Origin of the sequence: Sphingomonas sp. UNC305MFCol5.2 (genome assembly GCF_000712135.1) — a bacterium.
In the GTDB taxonomy this organism is placed as follows: domain Bacteria; phylum Pseudomonadota; class Alphaproteobacteria; order Sphingomonadales; family Sphingomonadaceae; genus Sphingomonas.
The window spans coordinates 1,487,986-1,502,252 of the sequence record NZ_JOOE01000001.1; the positions used below are offsets into that span (position 1 = coordinate 1,487,986).

Annotated in this window: 11 protein-coding genes; 6 read left to right on the forward strand and 5 right to left on the reverse strand. The window is 66.1% G+C overall.

Annotated features, from left to right (window positions below):
* Positions 1-52: 52 nt before the first annotated feature.
* Positions 53-622: an aminoacyl-tRNA hydrolase gene (gene pth / locus BR78_RS0107050; RefSeq protein WP_029728663.1), complete on the forward strand. Its 570-nt coding sequence runs from the start codon at positions 53-55 to the stop codon at positions 620-622.
* 60 nt (positions 623-682) lie between these two features.
* Here pth and BR78_RS0107055 read toward each other — a convergent pair whose 3' ends face one another.
* A complete protein-coding gene (locus BR78_RS0107055) occupies positions 683-1,666 on the reverse strand; it encodes a hypothetical protein (RefSeq protein ID WP_029728662.1) in 984 nt (327 codons plus the stop codon).
* A gap of 237 nt (positions 1,667-1,903) precedes the next feature.
* On the opposite strand from BR78_RS0107055, the gene ychF reads away from it, so the two are divergent.
* On the forward strand, positions 1,904-3,004 hold the full coding sequence (gene ychF / locus BR78_RS0107060) for a redox-regulated ATPase YchF (RefSeq protein ID WP_029728661.1): 1,101 nt from the start codon (positions 1,904-1,906) through the stop codon (positions 3,002-3,004).
* Between the two features lie 113 nt (positions 3,005-3,117).
* Here the strand turns inward: ychF and BR78_RS0107065 are convergent, their stop codons facing one another.
* Both BR78_RS0107065 and BR78_RS0107070 read right to left on the reverse strand, forming a co-directional pair.
* Entirely contained in the window at positions 3,118-4,041 is a 924-nt protein-coding gene (locus BR78_RS0107065; RefSeq protein ID WP_029728660.1) for a DUF808 domain-containing protein, read from the reverse strand.
* Between the two features lie 238 nt (positions 4,042-4,279).
* Complete coding sequence (locus tag BR78_RS0107070) at positions 4,280-4,696, reverse strand: hypothetical protein (RefSeq protein WP_029728659.1); 417 nt, start codon at positions 4,694-4,696, stop codon at positions 4,280-4,282.
* Positions 4,697-4,844: 148 nt separating this feature from the next.
* Between BR78_RS0107070 and BR78_RS0107075 the strand changes: the two genes are divergently transcribed.
* The 4 genes from BR78_RS0107075 (at position 4,845) to BR78_RS0107090 (ending at position 9,215) form a co-directional block, all read left to right on the forward strand.
* Positions 4,845-5,573 carry a response regulator transcription factor gene (locus BR78_RS0107075; protein ID WP_029728658.1) on the forward strand — a complete coding sequence of 243 codons (729 nt, stop codon included), beginning with the start codon at positions 4,845-4,847 and terminating at the stop codon, positions 5,571-5,573.
* Positions 5,570-6,883 carry an ATP-binding protein gene (locus BR78_RS0107080; protein ID WP_029935802.1) on the forward strand — a complete coding sequence of 438 codons (1,314 nt, stop codon included), beginning with the start codon at positions 5,570-5,572 and terminating at the stop codon, positions 6,881-6,883. Before BR78_RS0107075 ends, BR78_RS0107080 begins: the two co-directional genes overlap by 4 nt.
* Positions 6,884-6,999: 116 nt before the next feature.
* Positions 7,000-7,689 carry a carbonic anhydrase gene (locus BR78_RS0107085; protein ID WP_029935804.1) on the forward strand — a complete coding sequence of 230 codons (690 nt, stop codon included), beginning with the start codon at positions 7,000-7,002 and terminating at the stop codon, positions 7,687-7,689.
* Entirely contained in the window at positions 7,686-9,215 is a 1,530-nt protein-coding gene (locus BR78_RS0107090) for a SulP family inorganic anion transporter (RefSeq protein ID WP_029935806.1), read from the forward strand. Before BR78_RS0107085 ends, BR78_RS0107090 begins: the two co-directional genes overlap by 4 nt.
* 131 nt (positions 9,216-9,346) lie before the next feature.
* On the opposite strand, the gene BR78_RS0107095 is transcribed toward BR78_RS0107090, so the two are convergent.
* Together BR78_RS0107095 and BR78_RS0107100 are read right to left on the reverse strand one after the other, a co-directional pair.
* Positions 9,347-10,978, reverse strand: coding sequence for an alkaline phosphatase D family protein (locus tag BR78_RS0107095; protein ID WP_029935808.1), 1,632 nt, complete (start codon positions 10,976-10,978; stop codon positions 9,347-9,349).
* Positions 10,978-14,220 (reverse strand): TonB-dependent receptor, encoded by a 3,243-nt coding sequence (locus BR78_RS0107100; protein ID WP_051683213.1) that lies wholly within the window; start codon positions 14,218-14,220, stop codon positions 10,978-10,980. The genes BR78_RS0107095 and BR78_RS0107100 overlap by 1 nt, the downstream gene beginning before the upstream one ends.
* Positions 14,221-14,267: the final 47 nt, after the last annotated feature.

Genomic DNA, 14,267 nt, shown 5'->3' on the forward strand with positions numbered 1-14,267 from the left:
AATCGCCTCCGCATCCTAGGTGCGGAGGCGATTTTCTTTTGAGGTTCAACGCATGCAGCTCTGGGTCGGCCTGGGCAATCCGGGCCCGCAATATGCGATGCACCGGCACAATGTCGGCTTCATGGCCGTGGACGCCATCGCCGAGGTGCACGATTTCACGACGCCGAAGAAGCAGTTTCAGGGCTGGACGCAGGAAGGGCGGATCGGCACCGACAAGCTGATCCTGCTCAAGCCCGGCACCTTCATGAACGAGAGCGGCCGGGCGGTGCGCGCGGCGATGGACTTCTACAAACTGACACCAGGCGAGGTCACCGTCTTCCACGACGAGCTCGATCTCGTGCCGTTCAAGGTGAAGGTGAAGATGGGCGGCGGCACGGCGGGGCATAACGGCCTGCGCTCGACCGATGCGCATATCGGCCCGGATTTCCGCCGCGTGCGGATCGGCATCGGCCATCCCGGGCACAAGGATCGGGTGACCGGCTATGTGCTGGGTAACTACGCCAAGGCGGAGATCGATCCGCTCACCGACATGCTCGGCGCGATCGCGGCCGAGGCGATCTGGCTCGCAGACGGCAACGACGCTCGGTTCATGAGCGAAGTCGCATTGCGGCTGCAGGGCTGAGCCCAAAGAGAAAGGGGCCCCGGTTTCCCGGAGCCCCTTCTTTGTTTCGTATCTTTAGCCTTACTTCTTGCCGACGACCACGCCGACGAGGTTCTGGTTGGCGCCGCCGATGGTGCCCGTGGCCGCGAAGGTGATGCCGATCTCCTTGGCCTGCGAGCCGAAGAGGCCGCCGGCGATCGTGCCCGAGAGCGGGTTGCCAGCGGTGAAGCTGCCGGTGAACTGGTTCTGCCCGGCCGGAATCGCGCCCCGCGCAGTGAAGTTGGCATAGGCAACCGGGGCGCCGCCTGCCGCGGGGATCGTGGTCAGGTTGAGCGTCAGATCGACGAGACCGGTCGAGAAATTGACCGAGGTCGTGACGGTGCCCGAGACGCGCAGCACGCTGGTCGTCGCGCCGGACACGCTCACCAGACGGCCGACGACGGTCGAGGTATAAGCCTGCGTACCCGTGGTCGGCATGTCCCGGAGGACGGTCTGGTAGCCGAACACCGTGTTGGTGATCCGCTTCGCGCCCGTGGTCGAATCGCCGCGCCACCAATTGGCGTAGCTGACATTGGTCAGCGCCAGATTGGTGTTGCTCGTCACCTTGTCGGGAATCGTGTTGTTGAGGAACTCGAGCTGCGAGAATTTACCCGCGGTCGCGGTGTCGTCGGTGCGGAACACGAACTCGGGAACCGTCGTCGCCGGCTGGACGGTAACGTTGGCGTTGGCGAAGCGCGATTCCTCGTTGTTCTCGTTGATCACATAGGTGGCGGTGGCGATCGCGTTGCTGGTGGCGAGGCGGACGCGCGTCGTCATCTGCTCGGTGCTCGCGACGCCCAGCGTCACGGCGCCGGCCGGATCGCCGGTATAGCTGGTCGCCGCGTTGATCGTGCTGAACTCCGCGGCGGCGGCCAGCGGGAACGCAGTATAGGTCGGCGACGCAGTCGGCGTCGGCGTCGGCGTCGGCGTTGGCGAGGGTGTGGGCGTGGGATCGTCGCTGCCGCCGCAGCTTGCAAGCGCCAGCGTCGCCGCGGCGGCGCTCATGATCATGTGACGGCGAATCATTCCCTGCTCCTTGAATACTCGAACCTGCCGAAAAGGCTTGGCGCCCCTGTACCCCAGATGAACGGGGCCGCGTCAAGCAGCGATACATTGCCAGGACGTAGCCGATCCCGCCTTCCCGCATCTCTCCGCCGGCGTCGTGGCGTTTCGCCGGCACACTGGAAACCGCGGCGCTTTGCGCCTATCGAGCCGGCAACTTGCCGGAGACATCCGGCCCTTCAACACAGGATCGAACTTCTCATGGGTTTTCGCTGCGGCATTGTCGGGCTTCCGAACGTCGGCAAGTCCACGCTCTTCAATGCGCTGACCGAGACCGCCGCGGCGCAGGCGGCGAATTATCCCTTCTGCACGATCGAGCCCAATGTCGGGAACGTCGCGGTGCCCGATCCGCGGCTGAACAAGCTCGCCGAGATAGCCGGCTCGGCCAAGATCATCGAGACGCAGCTCGGCTTCGTCGACATCGCCGGGCTGGTGCGCGGCGCGAGCAAAGGCGAAGGCCTCGGCAACCAGTTCCTCGGCAACATCCGCGAAGTCGACGCGATCGTCCATGTGCTGCGCTGCTTCGAGAATGACGACATCCAGCATGTCGACAACAAGGTCGATCCGATCGCCGATGCCGAGACGGTCGAGACCGAGCTCATGCTCGCCGACCTCGAGAGCCTCGAGAAACGCGTCCCCAACTATATCAAAAAGGGCCAGCAGGGCGACAAGGAGGCGAAGATCGCCGCCTCGGTGCTCGGCCAGGCGCTCGAATTGCTGCGGGAGGGCAAGCCCGCGCGGCTGACCGAGCCGAAGGACGCCGAAGAGGCCAGGGTGTTCGCCCAGGCGCAATTGCTGACCGGCAAGCCCGTCCTCTATGTCTGCAACGTCAACGAGGAGGACGCGGCCAACGGCAACGACCTCTCCGCCAAGGTGTTCGAGAAGGCCAAGGCCGAGGGCGCCGAGGCAGTCGTCGTCTCCGCAGCGATCGAGGCCGAGATCGCGACGATGCCGCCCGAAGACCGCGGCGAGTTCCTCGCCGAGCTCGGGCTGGAGGAGACCGGCCTCGCCCGCGTGATCACCGCGGGCTACAAGTTGCTTCACCTCCTCACCTTCTTCACCGTCGGCCCCAAGGAAGCACGCGCCTGGACCGTCGAGGTCGGTGCCAAGGCGCCGCAGGCGGCGGGTGAGATCCACACCGATTTCGAGCGCGGCTTCATTCGCGCCGAGACGATCGCCTATGACGATTATGTCCAGTTCAAGGGCGAGTCCGGCGCGCGCGACCACGGCAAGCTGCGTTCCGAAGGCAAGGAATATGTCGTCCAGGACGGCGACGTGATGCTGTTCCGCTTCAACGTGTAGGTTGAGGACTCATATTGTTTTTCGTCACCCCGGCCTTGAGCCGGGGTCCCGCTGCCTTCAGGCCAGGCGGAAAAAGCGGGATCCCGGCTCAAGGCCGGGATGACCGAAATTGATCAATGCCGGATCTTGTGCAGGCCGAACGCCAGCACGCCGCCGACCAATAGCCCGAACAGGCCCGAGGCTATCGCCCTGACGAGCCATGCCGCGATGCCGCCAAGGCTTCCCGCGGCATGCGTCACCGCCTCGGCCGCGTGGTGGATCGTGCCGGCGGGCTCGGGGACGCCGAGCACCTCCAGCCCGTGGACGAGGATCCCGCCGCCGACCCAGATCATCGCGGCGGTCCCGACGATCGACACGAATTCCATCAGCGCCGGCATCGCCTTGACCAGTCCGCGGCCGATGGCGCGCGTCGCCGCGCTGCGGCGTTCGGCGAGGTGCAGGCCGATATCGTCCATCTTCACGATCAGCCCGACCACGCCATAGACCCCGATGGTGATGCCGATGCCGACGATCGCGAGGACCACGGCCTGGGTGAGGATCGGCGATTCCGCCACGTCGGCGAGCGCGATCGCCATGATCTCCGCCGACAGGATCAGATCGGTGCGGATCGCGCCCTTGACCTTCGATTGCTCGAGCTCGGCGGCATCCATCGGCGCGGCCTCGACTTCCGCATGCGATTCCCCGCTCAACGCCTCGAGCACCTTCTCGGCGCCTTCGAAGCACAGGAACGCACCGCCCAGCATCAGCAGCGGCGTGATAGCCCTGGGCGCGAAAGCGCTCAGGAGGAGCGCGGTGGGCAACAGGAGCAGCAGCTTGTTGCGCAGCGATCCGACCGCGATCTTCGCGATGATCGGCAGCTCGCGCTCGGGCGACAGGCCGACGACATAGCGCGGCGTCACCGCGGTATCGTCGACCACCACGCCGATCGCCTTCCCTCCGGCCTTGCCGGCGGCCGCGCCGACATCGTCGAGCGACGCAGCGGCGAGCTTGGTGATGCCGGCAATGTCGTCCAGCAGCGCTACAAGTCCGGAAGGCATGGAGTTTCCCTGTCAGGCGAAGATCGACCGGCCTCCTCCAGCAATTCGCGCACCTGCTCAAGCCGCATTTTGATCGCGCCGCGAAAGGGGGAGCGGGATGACTTGTGCTTGAACCGCTTACTTCCCCGTTCGTTTCGAGCGCAGTCGAGAAACGGAGCCAACCGCGATGTGATGTTTCTCGACTGCGCTCGAAACGAACGGAGCAGAGTGAAGTCATTAGACTCCAGAGGCGGTGGCGCTACGAGGCCAGCCCGCCTTGGCAGACGCCGTCATAGCTGCCCGCCGCACCGCGGATGCGAATAGCCCCGGTAGCGCGATCGAGACGGACCCTGGGGTTGTTCATCAGGTCGATCGCCGCCGCCGCGGTGAGCGTCCGTGCGCTGAGCTTCAACTTGCCGAGGTTGAACCAGCCGTCGCCACCGGCCGGCAGCATGGCCTGGGGCAAGCGGATCCGGCCCTGCTCTCCCGCGATCCGGACCTCGACGCGATCGCGAAAGGCTTCGCGGCGCCTGTCGTGCATCGTCGGCCACGCATTGTTGCCGCTGTTCTCGGCACCATAGACCGTCGCGATATCGGCCTTGTTCGCCGCACCGCCGCCGACACAGATGAGTTCGAGCGGCGTCGCCGTCTGGGCGAGCAGCAGGGCAAAGAACATGATCGTGTCCTCGAAATATGTGTCGAGGATTCCTCTATGGGGAGCGTGTTGCTCCCGCTTCGCGCGAACGTAAGGAAACATTGCTGAGCAGGTCATGCTGCAGTGCAAGACTTGTTCCCGCACGCATACGACCCTAGGTCCCCAAGTGATGCTTCCTCAGTCCGTTGCCCCGCCCTCGATCATCCTGGTCGAAGACGATCCGCCGCTTCGCACGCTCACTGCGCGCGCGCTCCAGGAACATGGCTATCGCGTGCGTCCGGTGGCGACCGCGCCCGAAATGTGGGCGGCGTTCGACGCCTCGCCAGTGGATCTCGTCATCCTCGACATCATGCTGCCCGGCACCAGCGGCATCGATCTGTGCCGCATGCTCCGCGAGCGCAGCCGCGTGCCGATCATCTTCATTTCGGCCAAGGCCAGCGAGACCGATCGCGTGATCGGGCTGGAGCTCGGCGCGGACGACTATCTCGCCAAGCCGTTCGGCACGCGCGAGCTGATCGCCCGCGTCCGTGCCGTGCTCCGCCGCGGCAACGGTTCCGAACCCTCGCCGTCGCACCAGGCGCAGGGACGGCTGCAATTCGACGGCTGGACCGTCAGCCTGCCGCGCCGCGAGCTCAAATCGCCGGGCGGCGCGATCGTCGAACTGACCGGCGCCGAGTTCGACCTGCTGGTCAGCCTCTGCGACAATGCCGGCCGCGTCATCGCGCGCGAGCGGCTGATCGAGCTCTCGCGCATGCGGCTGGGAGACAGCTCGGATCGCAGCGTCGACGTGCTGATCAGCCGTCTGCGCCGCAAGCTGTCCGATGCGCACGGCAAGGCGCCGATCGTCACGGTCCGCGGCGTCGGCTATATGCTGAACGTAGCGGTGACGCGCGATTGACGCGCGCGCTGCGCCCTTCGCTGGGGCTGATCGGCCGGGTCTTCGCGATCCTGCTGCTCGCCATCCTGATCGAATTCGGCGCCAGCACCTTTTATTATGAGCGCGCGAGCCAGCTTTCGGTGCGCGACGACGAGGCGCGCAGGCTCGCCGAGCATCTGGTGATCGCCCGGAAACTGCTGGCGGAGGAGCCCGCCGAAGGGCGCGCCGCGCTGGCCGCGGACCTTACGACCAGCCGCTACGAAGTCCGCTGGGGCACGACGCTGCCGGCCCGGCTGCGGATCGCACCGAACCTCGATCGCATCCACAAGCAGGTGGTCGAGTGGGAGCCGAGCCTCGCCGGTGCCAATCCGCACCTGCGGCTGGTGGGCAACGGCCGCAAGGCAGTGATCGAGGGCAGCATCATGCTGCCCGACGGGAGCAAGATGCAGTTCGCCACGCGCGAGCCGGTGCACGAGCTCAGCTTCTCGTTCGATCGCATCCTGCTCGGGCTCGCGCCGGCAGTGCTGATCATCCTGATCGGCGGGATGCTCGTGCGCAGGACCTTGCTGCCGATGCGCCAGCTCGCCCAGGCCGCCGAGCGCGTCGGCAGCGACGAGCCCGAGGCGCTGGCCGAGGCCGGCCCGCGCGAGCTGCGTCGCGTCATCCGCGCGTTCAATCGCATGCAGGCGCGCATCCACCGGCTGATCGAGGACCGTACCCAGGCGCTCGCCGCGGTCGGCCACGACATGCGCACCCCCCTCGCGCGCCTGCGGCTGCGCGCCGACGGCGTCGAGGACGTCGAGACGCACAAGGCGATCCAGTCCGACATATCGGAGATGGAAGCGATGATCGGATCGCTGCTCGCCTATCTTAGCGGCGAGGACGAGGCGGAGCCGCGCGTCCGGGTCGATCTCGCCGCGCTCTGCCAGACCGTGGCCGACGATGCGCGCGATCGCGGCGGCGACGTGCGCTACAACGGCCCCGACCATCTCGAGCGCGCCGTCCGGCAGGGCGCGCTCAAGCGGGCTTTGGTCAACCTCGTCGAAAACGGCGTCCATCATGCCGAGCATGTCTCGATCGTCCTGCGGAGCACCGAAACCGAGATCGTGCTGCGCGTCCAGGATGACGGTCCCGGCATTCCCGCCGAATCGATCGAGACCGTGATGCAGCCCTTCGTCCGCCTCGATCAGGCGCGGACGCGCGATACGTTGGGCCTCGGGCTCGGGCTTTCGATCGTCACCCGCGCAGTCGAGGCCGAAGGCGGCACCTTCATTTTGCGCAATCGCAGCAGCGGCGGCTTGAGCGCAGAAATCCGCCTGCCGCTCACCTGAAACGGCCGGCCGTCGGGCAACAATTCCTTACACGCAAGCTGCGCTGCAGCAAAACACGGCCCCTACTTCCCCTCCTGACGCTCGCCCTGGTGCGAGCTGGCAAGGAGTACGGAATCGTGAACGAATTGATGGGACGCGTGCTGAGCTTCGCAAAGCAGGTCTTTCCGAACCAGAGCGACCTCTACTCCCGACTGGCGTCCGACGGGCAGAGCCCCAAGGCGCTGATGATCTCGTGCGCGGATTCGCGCGTGGTGCCCGAGCAGATCATGCAGGCGGGGCCCGGCGACCTGTTCGTGTGCCGCAACGCGGGCAATATCGTGCCGCCCTTCGCGACGCAGAATGGCGGCGTCTCCTCCACGGTCGAATATGCAGTCGAGGCGCTGGGCGTGCACGACATCATCGTCTGCGGCCATTCGGACTGCGGCGCGATGAAGGCGCTGATGAACCCCGAGATGCTCGAGAACATGCCCAATGTCGCGGCGTGGCTGCGCCATAGCCAGGCGGCCAAGAGCGTCGTGGAGCGCGGCTATCCCGGCGTGGAGAATGGCGAGCGCGTACGTGCCGCCAGCCTCGAGAACATCAATGTGCAGATCGCGCATCTGCGCACGCACCCCTCGGTCGCCGCGGCGATCGCGCGTGGTGATGTCGCGCTGCACGGCTGGTTCTTCGATATCGCGCATGGCCAGGTGCTGGCGCTCGACGGCGTGAGCAACCAGTTCGTGCCGATCCGCGAGGATGCGCCGCTACCGGTGGCGCTGCCCGCCTCGCCGCGCGTGGCCGCCGAGCGGCTGGAGGCGGCGGAATGAACACCGCCACCGCCCCTCTCGACGCCGCCCCGCCCGAGGCAAAGGCCCGCTGGAACGTCCGGGATCTCACCGCCTCGATCGTCGTCTTCCTCGTCGCGATGCCGCTCTGCATGGGCATCGCCGTCGCATCGGGCGTGTCGCCCGAAAAGGGCCTGATCACCGGCATCATCGGCGGCCTCGTCGTCGGCGCGCTCGCCGGATCGCCGCTGCAGGTCAGCGGCCCCGCCGCCGGTCTCGCCGTCATCGTGTTCGAGCTCGTCCGCGACCAGGGCCTCTCGGCGCTCGGCCCGATCCTGATGCTCGCCGGACTGATCCAGGTCGTCGCCGGGATATTCCGCCTCGGCGGCTGGTTCCGCGCGATCTCGCCTGCCGTCGTCCACGGCATGCTCGCCGGCATCGGCGTGCTGATCGTGATCGGCCAGTTCCACGTATTGTTCGATTCGAAGCCGCTCCCCAGCGGTCTCGAGAATCTCGCGGCGATGCCCGGCCGCCTGCTCGGCCTGTCGCCCAACATGGCGGCGGCGGAAATCGCACTCGCGCTCGCGTTGGTGACGATCGGCGTCATGCTCGGCTGGGAGAAATGGCGGCCGACAGCACTCAAGCTCGTCCCCGGCGCGCTGATGGGCGTGATGGCGAGCACGTTGCTCGCCTTCGCGCTCGGCCTCGACGTCACCCGCGTGGTCGTGCCGGAGAATATCGCCGCGGCGATCGCATTGCCCGATGCGGGCGCTTTCTCCATCCTTCTCAACCCTTCCGTGATCGGCGCAGCCTTCGCCATCGCCTTCATCGCCAGCGCCGAGACCCTGCTCTCGGCGGCGGCGGTCGACCGGATGCACGACGGCGTCCGCACCAACTACAACAAGGAGCTTCGCGCGCAGGGCGTGGGCAACCTGCTGTGCGGTGCCGCCGGCGCGCTGCCGATGACCGGCGTGATCGTCCGCAGCTCGGCCAACGTCCAGGCCGGCGCCACGACGCGGCTCTCGACGATGCTCCACGGCGTGTGGATCCTCGGTTTCGTCGCGTTGCTCCCCTGGCTGCTGCGCGAGATCCCGATGGCCGCGCTCGGCGCAGTGCTGGTCGTCACCGGCGCGCGGCTGGTGAATTTCAGCCATGCCAAGCATCTGCTGCGCGATTATGGCGTGCTGCCGGCGATGATCTGGGCAGTAACGCTCACGCTGGTGGTGGTCGAGGACCTGCTGACCGGCGTGTTGGTCGGCATCGCATTGTCGATGGTCGAGCTGCTGCCGCACTTCCGGCGCCTGCGCCTGCGGGTGGAGCAGAGCGAGGAAGCGGAGGGCCACACGCTGGCGCTGGACGGCGCGGCGACGTTCCTCGCGCTGCCCAAGCTCTCCGAACGGCTCGACGGCCTGCCGCGCCAGGCGCCGGTCCGGATCGATTTCTCGCGCTGTTCGGCGATCGATCACACGTGCTCGGAGTTGCTCAAGGACTGGCTCCAGCGGCGCCGGGCCAGCGGCGGCAAGGTGGAAGTGTTCGGCGGCAGCGGCAAAATGGCCGAGTTCGCCTGATCGCGACTACGGGCGGGCAGCTTCAGGGAAGAAGCTGCCCGCTCAAGCCCGGCACGGCGACCGCGAAGTATGCGCAACCAGATGGGCCCGCCTCCCCCACATGCGTATGGTCGAATTTGCGAGCGGCAGATCTAGCTCGCGAAAATCTTGCGCCCCCGCTCGACATGCATGCGATGCGACCCCGCGAGATTGGTGCTCCGCGCCTTGATCGTCTGCAGGAACAGCCACTCGCCGGTGACGCGCCCGGGCGTGACTTCGATCATCATATAGCCGCGCCGGCTGGTGTCCGCCCATTTCAGTTCGGGATTGGCAGCAATGAATCCGCGGGCGACGATTGCTGGATCGGCCGCCATGCTGCCCTCCATGCCCTGCGAGGTGACGGCGTGGCCGGCGAACTCGACGCCAGCCGGCCGGCCATCCTCGACCAAGCCATAAGCCCAGGCATTGTGGCTGTCGCCCGAGAGCATCACCAGGTTGGCGTCGGCCGCTTGCGCCGCCTTGAGCAGCCGCGAACGCGCCGCGGGATAGCCGTCCCAGCGGTCCATCCACATCGGCAGACCGAGCTTCGCTGCGCGTGCATTGTCCCGGAAGCTCGCGACGCTCTTCTCGGTGGCATCGGAACGAAGCCAGCTCACTGCTTCCTGCGGCATCACCGTCCGTCCGAGGATGGTCCCCATCCCAACCAGCTGCCATGCGCCGCTGCGCGCATTGGCCTTGAGCGCATGTGCCAGCCAGCTTTCCTGCGTCGATCCCAGCATCGTCGCCGAAGGATCCTGCCACGCGCCGTCGCGGAATGCCTTGAGCGCGGCGCCGGGATCGGCCGCCTTGAACGTCGCGCCGATATCGGCCGGCCGGGTGCGCGCGAGCAGGCGGGATTCGGTCCGGTAGAGCGTCGCGAGCGTGCCGATCGGATAGGCCTTCCACGGCTCGTCCGAGACCGGCATCCACTCGCGATAGACTTGCATCGCCGCAGCGCGACGCAGGTTCCAGTCGCCCTCCTTCGCCGGCTGGTGGTTCTGCGCACCGCCCTCCCAGCTGTCGTTGCTGGATTCGTGATCGTCCCACAATGCCACCATCGGCGCCATCTGGTGCAGCCGCTGGAGATCGGGGTCTGCGCGATAACAGGCGTAGCGCATGCGGTAATCGGTGATGGCGAGGATCTCGTGCCCCGGCGCGAGCGTACGTCCATCCAGCACCCGCACGTCGGTCGCTGCCGGCGTGCCATATTCGTAGATATAGTCGCCGACATGCAGCCAGAGGTCGAGGTCCGATCGCGCGGCGGCGTGGCCATAGGCATTGAACCAGCCGTAAGGCAGGTTCGAGCAGGAGAAGACGCCGAGCCGGAAGCGGCCGGCATCGCCCGCCGGCAGCGTTTTGGTGCGCCCGACCGGCGACTTGCTGCCGTCGGGCGCGACGAAGCGGTACCAATAGACGGTTCCCGGCTTCAGCCCGTCGACGGTGATCTTCGCGGTCCAGTCGCGCCACGGGCCGGTCTGCACGCTGCCGCCCGATACCGGCCTGGCGAAATCCGCGTCGAGCGCCACTTCGGCGTCGAGCCGGATCGCATTGTCACCCGTTGCGGGCACGTAGCGCGTCCACAACAGCATCGAATCCGGGCCGGGTTCGCCGCTCGCCACATTGTGCGTGAACCCCTTCGCGCCGAGGATCTGCTGGGCGAGACCACGCCCCGCCGGCAGCACGAGCGCGCCCAGCCCGAGACCTGCGCCAACGATGAGGCTGCGGCGATCGATATCGAGTGCCATCAGAAGGTGCCCTTGATGCCGAGGTTCCACATCGATCCGTAGATCGTATATTGCTGCACCCGGCCGGGGACGTTCGAATAGATAACGTCGGGCGCGTTGAAGATGTTACGCCCCGCCAGCATCACTTCGAAATTCTTGTCGATCTTGTAGCTGGCGCTGAGGTTCCACAGCTCGCGCTGGGCATGATAGAGGATACCGTTATTGGCGGTGGTCGGCGTGTTGCTCAGCGCGCTGGTGCGATACTTGTCCTGCCAGTTTCCGGTGAGCTGGACGTCGAAGCCGCTATGGCTGTAGCGGAAGCCCCAGTTCGCCGCCTTTTTGGGCATGTTCACGCGCTCGCCGTCGGGATCGATCATGGTCAGCGATGCCCGCATGCCGAAGCCCTTGAGCGCGCCCGGCAGGAAGCTGAACTGCTGGTCGTATTCGAAGATCACGCCTTCGTTGGTACTGATCCCCGGCGCGTTTTGCGCGCTGCGGAAGATGTAGCCTGGATAATCGCCTGCGCTGTAGCCGACATCCGCGGGATCGACGGTGATGCCGGTGACCTGCATGTCCTTGATGTCGAGCCGGTAATAGGAGATTCCGACCACGCCCGAGGGCTCGAGGAAATATTGCAGCCCGCCGAAATATTTGGTCGAATGCTCGGGCTTGAGCAGCGTGTTGGGCACGCTGACGATCTGGGTGTCGTCGTTGACCGATACGACGCCGCCGAGATTGCCGTAATCCGGGCGCAGGATCGACTGGCTATAGGCAAACTGGCCGACGAGATTGTCGGTGAAATCATATTTGATGCCGCCGCTCAGGAACCAGTCGTCATATTCGCCGTGGCGCGTCGAATAGGTGCCGTTGTTGTACTGGTAGAGCAGGCCCTCGACCGTGCTGACCGAAAGCCCGGCCGCGGTGACATCCTTCACCGGGCGGACGTTGGCGACCCTGGCGCCGGTCTTCGTCTTCTCATAGCGCAGGCCCAGGTCGAACCGCGCCCGGCCGGCGCGCGCCTGCACCTCGAAATAGCCGGCGAAGATGTCCTCCTTCACGCGCTTGTTATTGTCGAGATCGCGCTTCAAATTGCCCACCGTGTCGGGCACGAAATATTCCGGGTGCGCCTTGAAGATGTCGTAGGTCGCGTAGTTGCTGTCGGCGCGCCAGTTCTGCGCGTTCATGTTGCCCGCGTCGAAGCCGTGGATCTGGAACTGGTAGTTCTGCGTCCAGGGGATCACTGCCTCGGGTGCGCGCTGGGTCAGATCGTTTGTCGGACCGACATATTGGAATTGGTTGAACGAGCCTTCGTTGGTGCGCCAGTCGTTGGTGCGCAGTCCGCCGCCGCCGAGCAGCAGGAACGGCACGCCGGCGACGTCGAACTTCTTCTTCAGGTCGAGATTGCCGCCGTACATCTCGTTCACGGCGTTGGATTCGGACGTGCGGATATTGTTGCCGATATCGTCGTCGCGATTGAAGCTCCTCGGGTCGCCCCAGGGCCGGCCGGCGGTCTGGGTCAGCGTCCATTCGTTGGAGTCGGTCGAGGGACGGTCGAGCGTGAAGCCGATCCGGGTCAGCCAGCTGTCGGTGCGCTGGAAGAAGCCCTTCGAATTGTCGCGGAAATTGAACTCCGAGCTCGAGTAGCTGCCACGCAGCACCGCCTCGAAGCTGTCGTCCTTATATTCGAGCTTGGGCGCGACGAGCCACGCCGGCGTGCCGGCATAACGGTGCGAATATTGCGTGTGCAGCCGGGTGTTGGTCCCGTTCGGATTGACCACGATGTGCGTCGGGGTCGAATCCGCAGTGGCGCGCGACGTCGTCGTCGTGCCGAAGATCAGGAAGGTGTACTGGTTGAAATATTCGACGTCGTAGAACGAGTAGTTGCTGCGCAGCGACAGCGTGAGCTTGTCGCTCGCTTTGTAATCCACGCTCAGATTGGCGGCGCGGCGGCTGGTGAACTTCGGGCCCGGGCGCCACATCACCTGATAGGGGATCACCCGGCCATTCGCGAGATACGACCAGTCGGTCTGGATGCGGTCCTGCTGGACGTAATTGGCGTTGTAGCTTGCATTGAACGCCACGCCGAGCGTGCCGTCGAGAAAGACATCCGCATACCCGATCTGCGCCGAAGGATAGATACGCGCGTGCTTCTTGTCGTCGGGGAAGTAAGCCGAGGAGAAGCCCGAATCCGAAGTCCCCACGCCGCCCAGCTGGAAGCGCAACAGCCGGCCCTTGCGCTGAAATGCATATTTGCTGCGCAGGTTGATGTTTCCGCCGGGGGAGTCGGCGTCCATGCCGGCGGTGAGCGTGTTGTTGAGCTCGATCGAGTCGATACCGGTGATCGACATCTGCTCGAACGAGTTCTGGCGGCCGTTATTGTTGTTCGACGTGGCGGTCGCCATGCGGGCGCCGTCGGTGGTGAAGGTCGAATATTTCGGATCGAGCCCGCCGATGCGCACCGCGGTGGCGTCGACCTCGGTATAGTCGAGCGAGATGCCCGGCATGTTCTTCATGAACTCGCCGACATCGCCCATGGTGAGCGCGCCGAAATTGTCGGCGGCGACGACGTTCTTGGCGTTCGGCGCGGCGCGCCGCTCCATGATCGCGCTGGCCTGGCCCGAACGGATCGCCGTGACCACCAGCTCGTTGGCGTCGGCGAGCTCGGCGGTGTCCGACAGCGCCTGCAACTGGACATCGAGCGTCGCGACTTCTCCGGCGACGACATTGGCGACGGTCCGCGTCTCCTGCAGGCCGGTATAGCGCACCACGACGGTCGTTTCGCCCGTCGGCACGCCCGTCAGCCGAAAGTCGCCATCGTCATCGGAAAGCGTGCCGATCGTCGTGCCCTCGATGCGGACCTCGGCGTTGCGGACATATTCACCGGTCGCGGTGTTGAAGACGCGGCCGCGCACGCTGCCGGTGCCGACGCCCTGCACCTGCCCAGCGCCCGTCGACGCGCCCGAGGATCGCAGCGTGATGATCTGGCCATCGTCGCTGTCGATCCGCAGCGGCGTGCCGGCGATCAGGCGGCGAAGCGCGGTGCGCACGTCCATCCGGCCTTTCACCGCTGGCGTCGAAATCCCCTGCAGGTCGCGCGCCGGCGCGACGATCTGCACCTGCGCCTGGCGCGCGAGTTCGGGAATGGCGCGAACCGCCGGCTGCGCCGGAATGTCGAAGATGCGCTCCTGTGCAGCGGCCGGCGCGGCGATCACGAGCGCGACGACGGCGGTCCCGCAGCAGAGAACGGAATGACGAAAGTGCATTTGGCTGACCCCCGATATGGTCGCGTTGGTCGCGACATTCGGGAATT